Origin of the sequence: Tsukamurella paurometabola DSM 20162 (assembly GCF_000092225.1) — a bacterium.
Lineage (GTDB): Bacteria > Actinomycetota > Actinomycetes > Mycobacteriales > Mycobacteriaceae > Tsukamurella > Tsukamurella paurometabola.
In genome coordinates, this window is sequence record NC_014158.1 from 1,752,010 (window position 1) to 1,768,030 (window position 16,021).

Annotated in this window: 14 protein-coding genes and 1 pseudogene; 11 read left to right on the forward strand and 4 right to left on the reverse strand. The window is 69.5% G+C overall.

Translation table 11 applies throughout. From position 1 onward, the window contains the following. Positions 1–57: 57 nt before the first annotated feature. The 5 genes from dxr (at position 58) to TPAU_RS08460 (ending at position 5,129) form a co-directional block, all read left to right on the forward strand. On the forward strand, positions 58–1,200 hold the full coding sequence (gene dxr / locus TPAU_RS08440; RefSeq protein WP_013126329.1) for a 1-deoxy-D-xylulose-5-phosphate reductoisomerase: 1,143 nt from the start codon (positions 58–60) through the stop codon (positions 1,198–1,200). Between the two features lie 88 nt (positions 1,201–1,288). Continuing rightward, positions 1,289–2,527: a M50 family metallopeptidase gene (locus tag TPAU_RS08445; protein WP_013126330.1), complete on the forward strand. Its 1,239-nt coding sequence runs from the start codon at positions 1,289–1,291 to the stop codon at positions 2,525–2,527. Positions 2,528–2,543: 16 nt separating this feature from the next. Next, entirely contained in the window at positions 2,544–3,695 is a 1,152-nt protein-coding gene (ispG, locus tag TPAU_RS08450) for a flavodoxin-dependent (E)-4-hydroxy-3-methylbut-2-enyl-diphosphate synthase (protein WP_013126331.1), read from the forward strand. A 31-nt stretch (positions 3,696–3,726) separates the two neighbouring features. Further along, positions 3,727–4,560 (forward strand): GNAT family N-acetyltransferase, encoded by an 834-nt coding sequence (locus TPAU_RS08455; RefSeq protein WP_013126332.1) that lies wholly within the window; start codon positions 3,727–3,729, stop codon positions 4,558–4,560. A gap of 92 nt (positions 4,561–4,652) precedes the next feature. After that, complete coding sequence (locus TPAU_RS08460) at positions 4,653–5,129, forward strand: DUF456 domain-containing protein (protein WP_013126333.1); 477 nt, start codon at positions 4,653–4,655, stop codon at positions 5,127–5,129. A gap of 3 nt (positions 5,130–5,132) precedes the next feature. Here the strand turns inward: TPAU_RS08460 and TPAU_RS08465 are convergent, their stop codons facing one another. After that, a complete protein-coding gene (locus TPAU_RS08465) occupies positions 5,133–5,504 on the reverse strand; it encodes an ion channel (RefSeq protein ID WP_013126334.1) in 372 nt (123 codons plus the stop codon). 38 nt (positions 5,505–5,542) lie between these two features. On the opposite strand from TPAU_RS08465, the gene TPAU_RS08470 reads away from it, so the two are divergent. After that, positions 5,543–6,274, forward strand: a complete 732-nt coding sequence (locus TPAU_RS08470; RefSeq protein WP_013126335.1) for an SDR family NAD(P)-dependent oxidoreductase — start codon at positions 5,543–5,545, stop codon at positions 6,272–6,274. Here TPAU_RS08470 and TPAU_RS08475 read toward each other — a convergent pair. Then, positions 6,275–7,569: pseudogene (locus TPAU_RS08475) on the reverse strand (acetyl-CoA C-acyltransferase). It abuts the gene before it with no gap. A 122-nt stretch (positions 7,570–7,691) separates the two neighbouring features. Between TPAU_RS08475 and TPAU_RS08480 the strand changes: the two are divergent. The 5 genes from TPAU_RS08480 to TPAU_RS08500 are packed head-to-tail and all read left to right on the forward strand — an operon-like array spanning position 7,692 to position 13,467. Further along, positions 7,692–9,530 carry a penicillin-binding transpeptidase domain-containing protein gene (locus TPAU_RS08480; protein ID WP_013126336.1) on the forward strand — a complete coding sequence of 613 codons (1,839 nt, stop codon included), beginning with the start codon at positions 7,692–7,694 and terminating at the stop codon, positions 9,528–9,530. Positions 9,531–9,578: 48 nt separating this feature from the next. Beyond that, positions 9,579–10,175 carry a GNAT family N-acetyltransferase gene (locus TPAU_RS08485; RefSeq protein WP_013126337.1) on the forward strand — a complete coding sequence of 199 codons (597 nt, stop codon included), beginning with the start codon at positions 9,579–9,581 and terminating at the stop codon, positions 10,173–10,175. A 56-nt stretch (positions 10,176–10,231) separates the two neighbouring features. Further along, complete coding sequence (gene map / locus TPAU_RS08490; protein WP_013126338.1) at positions 10,232–11,092, forward strand: type I methionyl aminopeptidase; 861 nt, start codon at positions 10,232–10,234, stop codon at positions 11,090–11,092. Positions 11,093–11,098: 6 nt separating this feature from the next. Further along, positions 11,099–12,622, forward strand: coding sequence for a cobyric acid synthase (locus TPAU_RS08495; protein WP_013126339.1), 1,524 nt, complete (start codon positions 11,099–11,101; stop codon positions 12,620–12,622). A gap of 11 nt (positions 12,623–12,633) precedes the next feature. Continuing rightward, complete coding sequence (locus tag TPAU_RS08500; protein WP_013126340.1) at positions 12,634–13,467, forward strand: alpha/beta fold hydrolase; 834 nt, start codon at positions 12,634–12,636, stop codon at positions 13,465–13,467. A gap of 113 nt (positions 13,468–13,580) precedes the next feature. On the opposite strand, the gene TPAU_RS08505 is transcribed toward TPAU_RS08500, so the two are convergent. Together TPAU_RS08505 and TPAU_RS08510 are read right to left on the reverse strand one after the other, a co-directional pair. Further along, complete coding sequence (locus tag TPAU_RS08505) at positions 13,581–14,990, reverse strand: mycothione reductase (RefSeq protein ID WP_013126342.1); 1,410 nt, start codon at positions 14,988–14,990, stop codon at positions 13,581–13,583. Then, a complete protein-coding gene (locus tag TPAU_RS08510) occupies positions 14,987–15,985 on the reverse strand; it encodes an alpha/beta hydrolase (RefSeq protein ID WP_013126343.1) in 999 nt (332 codons plus the stop codon). Before TPAU_RS08510 ends, TPAU_RS08505 begins: the two co-directional genes overlap by 4 nt. Positions 15,986–16,021 lie beyond the last annotated feature (36 nt).

The window sequence follows — 16,021 nt, forward strand, 5'->3', positions numbered from 1 at the left end:
GGCCCGCGGGGCGCGCCGGATGGTCGAGACCGGCCACCGCGCCGATACGCTGAGCCGGTGACCACCCGCGTCCTCATCCTCGGCAGCACCGGTTCCATCGGCACCCAGGCCCTGGAGGTGATCGCCGCGAACCCCGATCGGTTCGAGGTGGTCGGCCTCGGGGCCGGCGGTGGCAACCCGGACCTGCTGGCCGAGCAGGCCCGCGCCACGGGCCTCGATGGCGCCCGCATCGGCATCGCCGACCCCTCGCGAGCGGCGGCCTTCGACGGTGCGCTCACCGGACCGGACGCCATGACCCGGCTCGTGGAGACCATCGATGCCGACGTCGTGCTCAACGGCGTCGTCGGCAGCCTCGGCCTCGGTCCCACTCTCGCGGCTCTCGACAGCGGTGCACGGCTCGCCCTCGCCAACAAGGAGTCGCTGGTCGCGGGCGGCTCGCTGGTGCTGGGGCGCGCCGCGCCCGGCCAGATCGTGCCCGTCGATTCCGAACACTCCGCCATCGCTCAGTGCCTGCGCGGCGGCTCGGCGGCCGAGGTCGACCGCCTCGTCCTCACCGCATCCGGTGGTCCCTTCTTCGGCCGCACCCGAGCCGAACTCGCTGATGTCACGCCCGAGCAGGCCGCCCAGCACCCCACCTGGTCGATGGGGCAGATGATCACGCTCAACTCGGCGACGCTGGTGAACAAGGCCCTCGAAGTCATCGAGGCGCACCTGCTGTTCGGTGTTCCCTACGACCGCATCGACGTCACCGTGCACCGTCAGTCGGTGGTGCACTCGATGGTCACCTTCGTCGACGGGGCGACCATCGCGAAGGCGTCGCCGCCGTCGATGAAGCTGCCGATCGCCCTCGCGCTCGGCTGGCCCGACCGAGTGCCGGGCGCCTCCGTGGCCTGCGACTTCAGCCAGGCGCACACCTGGACCTTCGCTCCGGTCGACGACCAGACCTTCCCCGCGATCGCGGTCGCGCGCGACGCCGGTACCCGCGGCGGCAGCCTGACCGCGGTGTTCAACGCCGCCAACGAGGTGGTCGCGCAGGCCTTTCTCGACGGCCGCACCTCCTTCCTCGCCATCGTCGACACGGTGGCTCAGGTGGTGTCCGACGGTGCCCAGTGGCAGGCCGAGCCGCGGGACGTGGCCGATGTGCTCGCCGCGGAGGACTGGGCCCGTGCCCGCGCCGCAGAACTCGTGGGGCTCGCCTGAGCGAGGGCGCCGCCCGCGAATTCGGCCCTGAGCGGAAGCGCGGATCACGCGGTCCGTCTCAGTCGCGGACCCCGGTATCCTGGTGTCCATGATGTATGGCCTGGGTATTGCGGCGTTCGCGCTGTGCATCCTCGCCTCGATCGCGTGGCACGAGTGCGGGCACATGTGGGCCGCACAGGCCACGGGAATGAAGGTGCGGCGCTACTTCGTGGGCTTCGGGCCCACGCTGTGGTCGACCAGGCGCCCTAAGGGCCCGGACGGGATCGAGTACGGGGTCAAGGCGCTGCCACTGGGCGGCTTCTGCGATATCGCCGGAATGACGCTGCTGGACGAGCTGAAAACGCCCGTTGAGCAGGAGAAGGCGATGTACAAGCAGGCCGCGTGGAAGCGGCTTTTCGTGCTCTTCGCCGGCCCTGCGATGAACTTCGTCCTCGGTATCGCGCTGATCTATGGCGTCGCCGTGGTGTCCGGGCTGCCCGCAATCAACACTCCGGCGCAGGCAGCCGTCGCCGGCACCGGCTGTGTGGCCGAAGCCACCACCAAGCCCACACCGGAGGGAAAGCCCGGCCAGCCGATCGGCGAGTGCAAGCCCAGCCCGGCGGCCCAGGCCGGCTTGCAGTTCGGCGACGTCATCGCCTCGGTCAACGGCACGCCGGTCAACGCCGACACCGTGATCGACGCGCTCCAGAACGCGTCGGGACCGATCGCCCTCGGCATCGTCCGGGACGGCCAGGACCAGACGATCACCGTCGACCCGATCATCTCCAAGAAGTGGCGTAAGGCGCCGGAGGCCAAGGATTACACCGAGGTCACCGGTCCAACGATCGGCATCACCGTCGGCACGCTCGGCGGCACGAACCACTACAACCCGCTCACGGCGATCGGTGGCACCGCGGCCTTCACCGCCGACCTCGGCAAGCGCACAGTGATCGCCATCGGCCAGCTGCCGCAGAAGGTGCCCGCCCTGATCAAGTCGATCCAGGGCGAGGAGCGCGGCCTCGACACTCCGCAATCCATGGTGGGCGCCGCGATGATCGGGGGCGAGGTGGCTGAGCGCGACATGTGGCAGGTGTTCTTCCTCCTGCTCGCCGGGCTCAACCTGATGCTGGGCCTGATCAACCTGCTGCCGGTCCCGCCCTTCGACGGTGGCCACATGGCGGTCGTGATCTACGAGAAGCTGCGCGACCTGGTCACCCGGCGCAAGGGCGGCCCCGTCGACTACATGAAGCTCGCGCCCCTCACCTATGTGGTGCTCGCCCTCGCCGGCGGGTACATGTTGTTGGTGCTCACGGCCGATATCGTCAATCCCATCAAGCTCTTCAACTGAATTGGAGTAGCAGCACATGTCCGTAGGTTTGGGAATGCCGGCAGCCCCGGCCCCGACGCTCGCCCCTCGTCGCACGACCCGCCAGCTCAACGTGGGTGGCGTCGGTGTCGGCAGCGACAGCCCGATCTCGGTGCAGTCGATGTGCACCACCAAGACTCACGACGTGAACGCCACGCTGCAGCAGATCGCGGAGCTCACCGCATCGGGCTGCGATATCGTGCGCGTCGCCTGCCCGCGGCAGGAGGACGCCGACGCGTTGCCGATCATCGCGAAGAAGGCGAACATCCCGGTGATCGCCGATATCCACTTCCAGCCCAAGTACATCTTCGCCGCGATCGACGCCGGCTGTGCCGCTGTGCGGGTGAACCCGGGCAACATCAAGGAGTTCGACGGCCGCGTCAAGGAGGTCGCGAAGGCCGCCGGTGACGCGGGCATCCCGATTCGCATCGGCGTCAACGCCGGCTCGCTCGACAAGCGGATGATGGAGAAGTACGGCAAGGCCACCCCGGAGGCGCTCGTGGAGTCCGCTCTCTGGGAAGCGAGCCTGTTCGAGGAGCACGGTTTCGGCGATATCAAGATCTCCGTCAAGCACAACGATCCGGTGATCATGGTGGAGGCATACCGGCAGCTCGCCGCGCAGTGCGATTACCCGCTGCACCTCGGCGTCACCGAGGCCGGCCCCGCCTTCCAGGGCACCATCAAGAGCTCCGTCGCCTTCGGCGCCCTGCTCGCCGAGGGTATCGGCGACACCATCCGGGTCTCGCTGTCCGCGCCGCCGGCCGAGGAGATCAAGGTGGGGGATGCGATTCTGCAGTCGCTGAACCTGCGGCCCCGCAAGCTGGAGATCGTCTCCTGTCCGTCGTGCGGCCGGGCGCAGGTCGATGTCTACAAGCTGGCCAACGAGGTGACCGCCGGCCTCGAGGGCATGGAGGTGCCGCTGCGCGTGGCCGTCATGGGTTGCGTGGTCAACGGTCCCGGCGAGGCCCGTGAGGCCGACCTCGGCGTGGCCTCCGGCAACGGCAAGGGCCAGATCTTCGTCAAGGGTGAGGTGATCAAGACCGTCCCCGAGGCGCAGATCGTGGAGACCCTGATCGAGGAAGCGCTGCGGATCGCCGAGGAATCGGGGGATAGTGAGGGGACCGGTGCCCCTGTGGTCACCGTGTCGTAGGTAGGCCGTCGCCAAGCGTGAGGAGTCGCCCGTGTTGAGGATGCTGCACGAGAGGCCGGTCCCGCCACGGGACCTGCCCAAGGTGCTGTCCGTCCTCGACGCCGACCCCATCGCCGCCTGCATGGTGGCGGGCCGCGTGCAGGAGTACGGCACCGATCCCGGATCACTCGGCGGTGAGCTGTGGTCGCATCGCGATTCCGCGTCCGCGCTGTGCTTCGCCGGGGCGAACCTGATGCCGCTGCGCGGCGATCTCGACGATATGCGGTACTTCGCCGGCCGCGCGGGCCGGGGCGCCCGCACCGCCGCGTCGGTGGTGGGCCGCGCTGAACTGGTGCTGCCGCTGTGGTCCGACCTCGAAACCGCCTGGGGCCCCGCCCGGGAAGTGCGGGACGAGCAGCCGCTGATGGTGATGGCCGGGGCGGCGACCGCACCCCACCGCGGTGTACGGCCGGCCCGGATGGCCGAACTCGACCGCTACCTCGACGCCTCGATCGCCATGTTCACCGCGGAGGTGGGCATCGATCCCCGCGTCGGCGATGGCGGCCGCGCCTACCGCCGCCGGGTCGCCAACACCATCCTCGGCGGCCGTGCCTACGTCTACTTCGACGGGCCCGATGTCGCCTTCAAGGCCGAGGTCGGGGCCGTCTCGCGCACCGTCGGCCAGATACAGGGTGTCTGGGTGCGGCCCGATCTGCGCGGACAGGGGCTCGGCGGCGCCGGCACCGCCGCGGTCGCCGATGCGGTGCGTCGCACCGGTCGGGTGCCCAGCCTGTACGTCAACAGTTTCAACACGCCCGCCCGCCGCGCCTATGAGCGCGTCGGATTCGAGCAGGTGGCCACCTTCGCGACGGTACTGCTGACCTGAGCACGATTCGCGATCCTTGGTGGTGGCCGGTGCGGCCGGCCGAACGCGGTGGACTTACATCCAGCAGCGAGATTTGCCGCTAACATTCGTGCGTGAACTCGTGGGGCTACGTCGCGGTCGTCGCGCTGATGGTGTTGGGGCTGCTCGGCATCGTGATTCCCGTGCTGCCGGGATCGACACTCGTGGCACTCGGCATCCTGATCTGGGCGATCTTCACCGGCGGTTCGGCCTGGGGTGTGTTCGCCGCAGCGCTTGCCGTCATGGTGCTGGCCTGGGCGATCAAGTACTTCGTCGGCCACCGCACCATGGCCAAGGCCGGGGTGGGCAAGTGGTCGCTCGTCGCAGGCGGTGTCACCGGCATAGTGCTGTTCTTCGTGATCCCGGTGATCGGGTTGCTGATCGGCTTCATCCTCGGCACCTTCGTCGCCGAAGCGGTGCGGCTCAAGGACGTCCGGGCGGGCTGGACCGGCGCGATCGCCGCCACCAAGGCGGCGGGCCTGCTCATCCTCATCGAGCTCGCCGGGGCTCTGTGTGCCGTGTCCATCTGGCTCTACGCCGTTCTGGCGTGAGTGTCAGTCCTCCGCCTCGGCCGAACCCTTGCGGTTGAGTCGCTTGAACTTCTCGGTGTTGTTCTGCACGATCGCGCTGGCCAGTGATCCGCCGACGGTGACGAACAGGCCGACCACGAGGATCGCGTACACGAGGGTGAAGATCTTCGACAGCGTCAGCGTGGGGCTGAGCGGGCCGTTGCCCATGGGCAATCCCACCGAGACGGCGTAAAACAGCGAGTCGATCACCGACCACTTCTCAGCGAGCGTGTAGAAGATCGTCGCCGCGGTCACGATGATCGCCAGGCTGAGTACCGCCCCGCGCGTCGACGGGTCCCGCCAGCTCGTGCGCACGGCGCCGAAGAATCTCTTGAACATCAATGTGAGACCCAACATCGCTCCAGCCTAACGGCGTTGGCACGTAGGGTGTCCGCATGCGATCCGAGGTGGCGGCACTGTTCGACCTGACCGGACGCACCGCATTGGTGACCGGCGCCAGCTCCGGGATCGGAGCGGCCGTCGCCGCCGCGCTCGACGGTGCCGGTGCCCGGGTGTTGCGTGCGGGCCGCGATCGCGGTCGGCTCGGACCCGATGGCATCAGCGTCGACCTCGCCGGTGGTGTCGAGGACCTGATCGCCGCGGTCGACGCCCGCGCCGACGCCGTCGATATCCTGATCAACTGCGCTGGAACGAATCCGCGTCCGCCGCTCGGCGAGATCAGCGATGCGCTCTATCGGGAGATCCTTGCGGTGAACCTCGATGCTCCGTTCGTGCTCGGACAGCACTACGGCCCACGGATGGCCGAGCGCGGCTGGGGTCGCATCGTCAACGTCGCGTCGACGCAGGCGCACCGCGCCTTCGGCAACAGCGGGGCCTACGGCGTGGCGAAGGCGGGTATCACCGGGCTCACCCGTTCGCAGTCCGAGGCCTGGGCGCCGCGCGGGGTCACCGCGAATTCGCTCACTCCGGGGTTGGTCGCGACGCCGATGACCACCGCCGTGCTCGCCGATCCCGCACGCGCCGACTACTTCCGGCGCCGCGCCCACACCGGCACGCTCGGCGCACCGTCGGACTTCGCGGCCGCGGCGGTGTTCCTGTCGGGGGAAGGCGCACGGTTCGTGACGGGCCAGAACCTGTGCGTCGACGGTGGCCTCTCGGTCACCTGATCAGTCGACGCGCTCCAGCACCACGCTGGCGCCGTGCCCACCGGCCGCGCAGATCCCGAGTAGCGCGGTCTTCTTGCCCGTGCGGGCCAGTTCGTTGGCCATCGTGGTGGCCATCCGCGCTCCGGTGGCGCCGAACGGGTGACCGATCGAAACGGAGCCGCCGTGCACGTTGAGCTTGTCGGCGTCGATCTCACCGACCGGGGTCTCGCGGCCGAGCCGTTCCCTCGCCCAGGTGGGGCTGGCGAGCGCGTCCAGCACCGAGAGGGTCTGCGCGGCGAAGGCCTCGTGGATGTCCACGAGGTCGACATCCTCGAGCTTCAGGCCCGCTTTCTCCAGCGCGCGGGGCATGGAGATGGCGGGCCCGATCAAGACCTCGTCGGCCGGGTCCACGCTCACATAGCTCCACGACCGGATGGCGGCGAGGGGAGTGAGCCCCAGTTCGCGGGCCTTCTCCTCGCTCATCACGAGGACGGCGGCGGCGCCGTCGGTGAGCGGGCTGGCGTTCCCCGCGGTCACGGTGCCGTCGCGGTTGAACACCGGCTTGAGGCCGGCGAGCTTCTCGGGGCTGGTGTTATCGCGCACGAGACCGTCGCGGGTCACGGTCTTCCCCTCGGGCGTGGTCACCGGCACTACCTCGTCGTCGAAGCGGCCCGAGGCGATGGCTGCTGCGGCGCGCGCATGGGACCGGGCGGCGAACTCGTCCTGCGCCTCGCGGCTGATGTGGTGGATCGTGCCATCTTGTCGGCCGATTCGCCCATCACCTCGCCGGTGGTGCGTTCGGAAATCGTCGGACGGCTGGGGAGCAGCCCGGTGAACGGGGCCAGGCGCAGCACGGCGCCCAGGTAGTCACGGGGCGAGGGTGTGCCGAGCGCCAGGGGAGCGGCGGTCTGTACCAGCTTGGCGGGCAGGTTGACCGGCGCATTGGAGACCGAATCCGAGCCGCCCGCGATCATGATGTCGTACTCACCGCGCTCGATCGCCGACGCGGCGGTGGTGATGGCCTGGAGTCCGGAAGCGCAGGCGCGGGTCACCGTGTGCCCCTCGACGCCGTGGCCGAGTCCCAGGTCCAGGGCGATTTCGCGGGCGATGTTCGGGGCGCCGGAGGGGAGGATCACACCGCCCCACACGATGGCTTCGATGGCATCGGCGACGGCCGGGACGCGGTCGAGTAGTCCGCGCACGGCCTGATCGGCGAGCGCGATGGAGTCGAGATGGACGTAGTCGCCGAAGGCGCGGACGAAGGGCGTGCGGGCACCGGAAACGATCACGGCGCGGCGACGCGATGGAGTGGCCATGGCGCTATCTTACTCATGAGTCAGTTCTGTGGCAGGTGAGCGGCACCGATCACTTCCGCCTCAGTCTTCACACCCCCGCGCGGCAACCGGAACCGGTCCGCGCAGCGTCATACCCTGGCCCGGTGAACAAGCTGGGTACCCGCGTGGTCGTGATCCTCGCTCTGGTGGCGATGGTCGTGACCGGCGGCTGCGCGCCCGCGAACAGCAACGGTCCGGGGCCGGTCGCGGTGCGCTTCGGTGCGGCGCTGGCCGAGAAGAACCTCGACGGTGCCGCCGCACTCACCAGCTCACCCGCCGCGGCCAAGGCCATGTTGCAGGGCACCTTCGACGGGCTCCAGGCCCGCGGCGTCACACTCAAAGTGGGCCAGGTGCGCACGCAGGGCTCCACGAGCGCCGTGGACTACGAGTACGTGTGGGACCTGCCCGCCGACCGCGGCAGGTCGAACCGCACGTGGACCTATCAGGGCACTCTCACCGCGGTCCAGGAGAACGGGCAGTGGAAGGTCCGCTGGGATCCGACGGTGCTCCATCCCCGGCTCGGTGCGAACCAGACGATGGTGCTCAAGGCGTTGCCCGCGCCCAAGGCGCCGGTGAATTCCGCGTCCGGCGGTTCGGTGCTGGTGCCCGGTGTGGTGACCCGGATCCGGCTGGAGGCCGCGAAGGTCACCGCGCCCACCACGGTGTTGGATGTGGCCGGGCAGCTCACGCGCGCACTGCAACCCATCGTCCCCGGCCTCGACCCGGTGCAGCTCACCGAACAGGCCACCTCGTTCCAGGGCCCGTACGTGGTGGCCACGGTCAACCAGGACGACCTCCGCAAGCTGGCCGGCGACGTCACGGCGCTACCCGGAGTGAGTCTCGTCGAGCAGGCCGACCTGGTGCCCACCGACCGGACCTTCGCGCCGGCTCTGATGTCCTCGATCAAGAAGAACGTCGAGGGCGACCTGGGCGGCAAGGACGGCTGGGAGGTGGTGGTCCAGGCCGACACCGGCGCGCAGGTGGTCACGCTGACCAGCACTCCTGCGCAGACCGCTGCGGCCGCTACCGTGAGCATCTCCCCGATCGCGCAGGCTGCGGCGCAGGCCGCCGTGGATACCCGGCGCGACCGACAGGCGATGATGGTGGTGATCCAGCCGTCCACCGGTGATGTGCTCGCGGTCGCTCAGAATCCCGAGGCCGACAAACAGGGTTCACTGGCCACCTCCGGCCTGTATCCGCCCGGTTCGACCGGGAAGATCGTCACCGCCACCGCGGCCATCTCCACCGGCACCGCGACACCCGACACCATCGTCCCGTGTCCCGGCACCCTGACCATCGGCGAGCGCGAGATGCCGAACTACAACCGGTTCGCGCTCGGCGACGTCACCATGCAGCGCGCCTTCGCCCGGTCGTGCAACACCAGCTTCGCCTACCTCGGATCGAAGATGGCTTTCGACGCCCTGCCCACGGCCGCATCCGAACTCGGCGTGGGGCCGGACTACGACATCCCCGGCCTACCGGTGGCCTCGGGTGGATACCCGACGCCCAAGGCGATGGTGAATCAGGTCGAGGACAGCTTCGGGCAGGGCGAGGTCCTGGTGAGCCCGTTCTCCATGGCGCTCGTCGCGGCAGCGGTCGCGAAGGGTGGCGCGGTCACGCCCCGGTTGCTGGGCGGCAAGGCCACCAAGGTCGACGGTGACCGGCCCCCGCTGGACCCGCGCGCCGTCGACGGGGTGCGGGCGATGATGCGCGAGGTGGTCGCCTCCGGAACGGCTGAGTTGATCCGCGGGTCCGGTGACATCCTCGGCAAGACCGGTGAGGCCGAGGTCGAAGGCGGCTCGCACGCCTGGTTCGTCGGCTATCGCGGCGACCTGGCGTTCGCCACGATGGTGGTGCTGGGCGGCAGCTCCGACAACGCCGTCGGCGTCACCAAGGAGTTCTTCGACCGATTCGACGCCCCCGTCGGCGCTGTGCCCAACTGAGCCGGAATTCGGTTGCCGCGCCGCGCCCGATCGCGAGACGGTGACCCGATGGACATCGAGCTGATCGCGCCGCGAGCGGACCTGCACGGGGAGTGGCTGGGCAACGCCGCCGAGTGGGGCGGCGTGACGCACCATCCCGGCTCGGGGAACGCCCTCGCCCGTGACCTGAACCTGCACGAGGCCATCGATTTCGCGGTCTGGGTCGACCGGCTCACTGCGAACACCACGGTCGTCCGCTCCGGCGACCTGGTACCGGCGACCAACCGGTGGATCGTGCGCGGGGACCGTTACCTCGGTGCGATCCAACTCCGGCACGAGCTCACCGAGGTGCTCGCCGAACTCGGCGGGCACATCGGCTACCACGTGCGGCCCTCGGAGCGGCGCAAGGGCGTCGCGTCCACGGCACTGGCCCTGATGATCGCCGAGGCCGCCCGCGTCGGCCTGCCCGAGGTCCTCGTCACCTGCGACGAGAACAACCTCGCCTCCCGTCGTACCGCGGAGTCGGCCGGCGGCGTGCTCACCCGGATTCGTCCCGTCGACGACTACGCCGTCGGCCACGGCTTCCCCGAACCCACCTGCCACTACTGGATTCCCACCGCCGCCACCAGGTCCGCCACCCCCGCCCGCAGCAAGGGGGGTGGGTAGCGGAGCGCGATAGGTGGGAGAGGGGGCAGACGTGGCGGGGTGATTAGGCTGGGGGGATGACCCGCTCTGCACTCGTCCCCGGCACCGTCTCACCCCGCCTGGCCGTCCCGGCGACGATCGAGCGTCCCGAATACGTCGACAAGCCGTCGGCGAACGAGGGTAACGAGCCGTGGGTGCAGACTCCCGAGACCATCGAGAAGATGCGCCTCGCTTCCCGGATCGCCGCCGACGCGCTCCAGGCAGCGGGGGCCGAAGTGGCGCCCGGAGTCACCACCGATCACCTCGATCGGGTGGCGCACCAGTACATGATCGACCACGGCGCCTACCCGTCGACACTGGGTTACCGCGGTTTCCCCAAGAGCTGCTGCACCAGCCTCAACGAGGTGATCTGCCACGGCATCCCGGACTCGACGGTGATCGAGGACGGCGACATCGTCAACATCGACGTGACCGCCTACATCGACGGCGTGCACGGCGATACCAACGCCACCTTCCTGGCCGGGGATGTCTCCGAGGAGCACCGCCTCCTGGTCGAGCGCACCCGCATCGCCACCGAGCGCGCGATCAAGGCGGTCAAGCCCGGCCGTGAGCTCAACGTGGTGGGCCGCGTGATCGAGGCGTACGCGAATCGGTTCGGCTACACCGTGGTCCGCGACTTCACCGGCCACGGCATCGGCGAGACCTTCCACAACGGCCTCGTCGTGCTGCACTACGACGAGCCGAACGTCGACACCGTCCTCGAACCCGGCATGGTCTTCACCATCGAGCCGATGATCAATCTCGGCGGTCTGGACTACGAGATCTGGTCCGACGGCTGGACCGTGGCCACCACCGACAAGAAGTGGACCGCGCAGTTCGAGCACACCCTCGTCGTGACCGACGACGGTGCCGAGATCCTCACGCTGCCCAGCGAATAGCGCGACGTGCACGGCGCCCTCCTGATCGCCGGCGCCACCAGCGACGCCGGGAAATCGACCATCACCGCCGGCCTGTGCCGGCTGCTCGCCCGACGGGGTGTGCGCGTCGCGCCGTTCAAGGCGCAGAACATGTCCAACAACTCCGTGGCAACCGTCGAAACCGATGGCACCAGCGGGGAGATCGGCCGTGCCCAGGCGACCCAGGCGCTCGCGTGCGGGCTGGCACCGTCGACCCGATTCAACCCCGTGCTCCTCAAGCCCGGTAGCGACCGGCGCAGTCAATTGATCCTGCACGGCCGGCCCGTCGGCGACGTGGGCGCCCGCGACTACATCACCCGCCGGCAGTGGCTCCTCGACGAGGTCACGACCACGCTGCAGCGCCTGCGTGACGAGTTCGACGTGGTGCTCTGCGAGGGCGCCGGCAGCCCCGCCGAGATCAACCTGCGCGCCACCGACATCGCCAACATGGGCCTCGCGCGCGCCGCGGGCCTCCCTACCGTCGTGGTCGGCGATATCGACCGTGGGGGAGTACTCGCGCATCTCGCCGGTACCGTCGCCGTGCTCGACCCCGACGACCAGCGCCACATCTACGCCTTCCTGATCAATCGGTTCCGCGGCGACGTCTCCCTCCTGACACCGGGGCTGGAGCAACTCGAGGACATCACGAGGCGCCCTACCGTGGGCGTACTGCCGTACCTGACCGACCTGTGGCTCGACGCCGAAGACTCCCTCGCCGCCCTCGGCTCCGACCTGGTGGGGCCCGGATCGCGTCGCCCCGACCCACTCCGGGTGGCCGCGATCGCCCTGCCGCGGGTGTCCAACACCACCGATGTCGAGGCGCTCGCCTGCGAGCCCGGCCTCACCGTCCGCTGGACCACGCGTCCCGCTGATGTGGCCGCTGCCGACCTCGTCGTCCTGCCGGGCACCAAGGCCACCGTCGCCGACCTGGCGTGGCTGCGCGAGCGCGGCCTCGCCGATGCACTCGTCGCGCGGGCGGCGGGGGGCCGGCCGATCATCGGTGTGTGCGGCGGCTATCAGATGCTCGGCCGTTCGATCGGCGACCCGCACGGCATCGAGGCTCCCGTGGGGAGCCGGGTCGACGGCCTCGGGCTGCTCGACCTCGATATCGAGTTCGCTGCGGACAAATGCGTCCGGAACGTCGCGGGCACGGGACTCGGCGTCCGGGCCACCGGCTACGAGATCCACCACGGCACCGTCGTGCGGAGCACCGAGTCGCATCTGCTCGACGGTCCCGACGGTGCGGAGGGTGCGCTCGCCGGACCTGTCCTGGGTACGCATTGGCATGGCCTGCTCGGTTCCGACGAGTTCCGGCGCGCCTACCTGCACCGCGCCTTCCCGGGATTCGATCCCGGACCGGTCACGAGCTACGACGGTGCGCGGATCGCCCAGCTGGACAGGATCGCCGATGCGATCGAGGAACACTGCGATGTGGACGCGATCGTCGCACCTTTGCAACTGTCTGGCGTGTTTTCGCCCATCCTGCCGCGCCTTCGCATCGTCAGTGACTAGCGTTATCCACCATGCCGATCGATACTCCGAGCACGGTGCAGGTTCCCGTGGGGTCGTGGACCTTCGACGTCTCGGTCGGGGGACCTGAGCACGGGGTTCCCGTGCTACTGCTGCACGGGTTTCCGCAGACCGAAGCGTCCTTCGACCAGGTGCGCGAGCGCCTGCACGAGGCGGGTCTGCGCACTGTCGCGCCGCGCCAGCGCGGCTACAGCGCGGGGGCGCGCCCCGAGGGCGTGGACGCGTACACGATGAAGCAATTGGCGGAGGATGCCGCCGGCGTCCTGGACGCGCTCGAGATCCCTTACGCGCACCTCGTGGGTCACGGCCTCGGCGCCACGGTCGCGTGGCACTTCGCCGCGGCGTACCCGTTGCGCGCGATGAGCCTGACCGCCGTCTCCTTCGGCCATCCGTCGGCGTTCGGCGAGGCGATGGCCTCGGATCCGGATCAGCGGCAGCGCTCGCGCTACCTCGAACTGTTCCTCACGGCGGGAGAGGCGGAGAAGCAACTCCTCGACAACGGTGCGCGCACGCTGCTCGCCACGGCGCCGGGCGGCGGTATCGAGGCGGTCGCGAACGACGCCACGCTCACCGCGGGACTGAATTGGTACCGGGCCAACATGGTTCCCGGTGGGGAGGGACTGGACTGCCCGCTGATCGAGGTGCCGACCACGCTGGTGTGGGGCGCGCGCGATGCGATCGCGGGGCAGGCGCAGGCCAGAGGTACCGCCCGGTACCTCCGCGCCGATTACCGGCTCAGCGAGGTCCCGGACGGTGACCATTGGCTTCCGCTGCGCAATCCCTCGGCCCTGGCCTCGGAGATCGCGCTGCGGACGCTACGGAACTGAACTACGTGTCGGAGCCGCAGCTGCAGCTGTCGCCGCAGGTGCAGTTCTCACACGTGCAGTTGGGGTTGGAGCAGCCGGGCGCATTCAAATCATTGTGATTCATGCATATGACTCTATCGCTCGGTGTGCAGGCCGAGCAAGGCGTTCTCGACCAGTTCGGGTAGCGCCGGATGGATCCAGTACTGCCCCCGTGCGAACTCCTTCGCCGGGATCGAGAACGACATGGCCGTGATCGCCGACTGGATCAGCGCGGAAGCCTGGTGACCCACGATGTGCGCGCCCACCAACAGCCCGGTCTCCCGATCCGCGATCAGCTTGCACACGCCCTCGGCGTCCCCCATCGCCCAGCCGTAGGCGATGTCCGCGTACCGCTGCTCCACCACCGCCACATCGATACCGCGGTCCCGGGCCACCGCCTCGGTGAGCCCCACCGAGGCGACCTGTGGCCGGCTGAACACCGCACCCGGCACGAAGCGATGATCAGTGGTGGCGGCGGGCGCGTCCCAGCCCGACAGCAGATTCTCGGCCACCACCCGCGCCTCGTGGTTGGCCACGTGCCGCAGGGGGAACGGGGTGCTCACATCGCCGAGCGCCCACACGCCGCGCACGGGGGTGCGTTGGTGCTCGTCGACGGGGACGCGACCGGCGCCGTCGAGCTCGATGCCGATCGCCGAGGTGGCGAGGGTGTCGCCGTTCGGAGTGCGCCCGGTCGCCACCAGCAGCACGTCCCCGGCCACGGTGGACCCGTCGGTGAGATCGACTTCCACTCCATCGCCGGCGGCGCGGGTCGCCGTGACCTCGGTGCTCAGGCGCACGTCCCAGCGCTGCGAGACGGCCTGGGTGAACGCCTCCGCGATGGTCTGATCCTGGGAGCGCAGCAGGCGCGGGCCGCGGGCCACCACCGTGACCTCGGCGCCGAGACCGGCGAAGACGTGGGCGAACTCGGCGGCGATGTACCCCCCGCCCACGATGATCACGCGGCCCGGCAGCGACTCCAACCGCATGATCGAGTCGTTGGTGTGCACCGGTGCCGACCCTTGGGCGAACACCGGCGGGATCACCGGTCGCGACCCCGCGGCCAGCACCACGTCCCGTCCGGCCACCACGGTGCCGTCCGCCAGTTCGAGTCGGTGCAGGCCGTCTCCCGAGGCAGGCAGGAACCATGCCTGCTGCTGGAAAACCGTCACGTTGGGACACGTGTCCACGCGATACCGCAACCCGCCGGCCGCATAGCGGTCGATCCGGCCGAAGACGCGGTCGCGGATCTGCGCCCAGTGCGTGGCGGTGACCTCGGCGTCCACGCCGATCGGACCGGCTTCGCGCGCCTCGTCGGCCACGTCGGCGGGATAGACGAACATCTTGGTGGGAATGCACCCCACGTTGAGGCAGGTACCGCCGAAGGCCCCGTTGTAATCCTGGCCCTTATCGACGATCGCGATCGACCGATCGTCGAACCGCTCGTCGGGGATGGTGTTCCCGGCGCCCGAGCCGACGATCACCAGATCGAAGACCTGTTCACTCATGCGCGCGCCTCGATCTCGCGCGCGAGCCACGCCCCGAGCTCGGCGTAGGCGGTCTCCCGCGCCGGCTGCTCGGAGAGGAAGACGTCGTGCTTGGCGTCCGGCACCGGCACCACGGTGAGCCGATTGCCCAGCGCGCCGGACCACTTGGCGATCTGCCGGGTGTCGAGCACCACATCGGCGCGGGCCGCCTCAGGGCTGTACTCCTTCGGAGCGAAGCTCTTGGTGGATCGCAGCACCAGCGACGGCACGCCGATGTCGAGGCCGCGGTGCAACAGGCTGTGCGCCACGCGTACCGCCCGCAGCCAACCGAACCGCACGGGGAAGCCCTCGATCGGCTTGATCGCGGTGTCGAAGTCGAACTCTCCGTGCTCGCTGGCGTGGATGGTCTGCCCGTACACGCCGACCGCCTCGACCGGTACCGGCCGGGTACCGACCGCCTTGCCGATGAGTTTGACCACCGGGGTGGCGACCTCACGGAGCACGGCGGAGCCCTGCAGGTCGAACCACGGGCTGTCCAGCACCAGGCCCACGATCGGCGCGGTGCGGCCGGCCTGACGCCGCCGGTCCAACCACAGCGGGGTGATCAGGCCACCGGTCGAATGTGCGGCCACCACGACGCCCAGTCCGGGGTGCTCGGCCGCGATGGCCTCGACCGCGAGATCGAGCTCGGTGTCGTAGACGGTGAAGTCGGTGGCGTAATGCGCCGACTGACCTTCGCGCAGCGACCGCCCGCATTTGCGGAGATCCAGTGCATAGAAGGCGTAACCGCGGTCGGCGAAGAACTCCGCGACCGCGGTCTGGAAGAAGTAGTCCGAGAAACCGTGCACCCACAGCACAGCGCGTTGTGGAGCGTCCGGGCCGGCCACATGCTTGACCAGGGTCGCCGCGATATCGCCTCCGGGCTCGCCGTCGGGATCGGGCCCCAGGTCGAAGGTGTGCGCAACGTAATCGTCGCCGAGGATGTCGGGGGAGTAGGTCAGCTCAGTGGTCGCCACGTCATCACTGTAGTGAGGGCGGCCACCTGACGTGCC

What these genes read in the sequence shown, in the direction of transcription:
- TPAU_RS08445 (WP_013126330.1), top strand. Translation starts at nt 1,289, where the DNA reads ATGATGTATGGCCTGGGTATTGCGGCGTTCGCGCTGTGCATCCTCGCC.
- ispG (WP_013126331.1), top strand. Translation starts at nt 2,544, where the DNA reads ATGTCCGTAGGTTTGGGAATGCCGGCAGCCCCGGCCCCGACGCTCGCC.
- TPAU_RS08465 (WP_013126334.1), bottom strand. Translation starts at nt 5,504, where the DNA reads ATGTTGGGTCTCACATTGATGTTCAAGAGATTCTTCGGCGCCGTGCGC.
- TPAU_RS08470 (WP_013126335.1), top strand. Translation starts at nt 5,543, where the DNA reads ATGCGATCCGAGGTGGCGGCACTGTTCGACCTGACCGGACGCACCGCA.
- TPAU_RS08485 (WP_013126337.1), top strand. Translation starts at nt 9,579, where the DNA reads ATGGACATCGAGCTGATCGCGCCGCGAGCGGACCTGCACGGGGAGTGG.
- map (WP_013126338.1), top strand. Translation starts at nt 10,232, where the DNA reads ATGACCCGCTCTGCACTCGTCCCCGGCACCGTCTCACCCCGCCTGGCC.
- TPAU_RS08500 (WP_013126340.1), top strand. Translation starts at nt 12,634, where the DNA reads ATGCCGATCGATACTCCGAGCACGGTGCAGGTTCCCGTGGGGTCGTGG.
- TPAU_RS08505 (WP_013126342.1), bottom strand. Translation starts at nt 14,990, where the DNA reads ATGAGTGAACAGGTCTTCGATCTGGTGATCGTCGGCTCGGGCGCCGGG.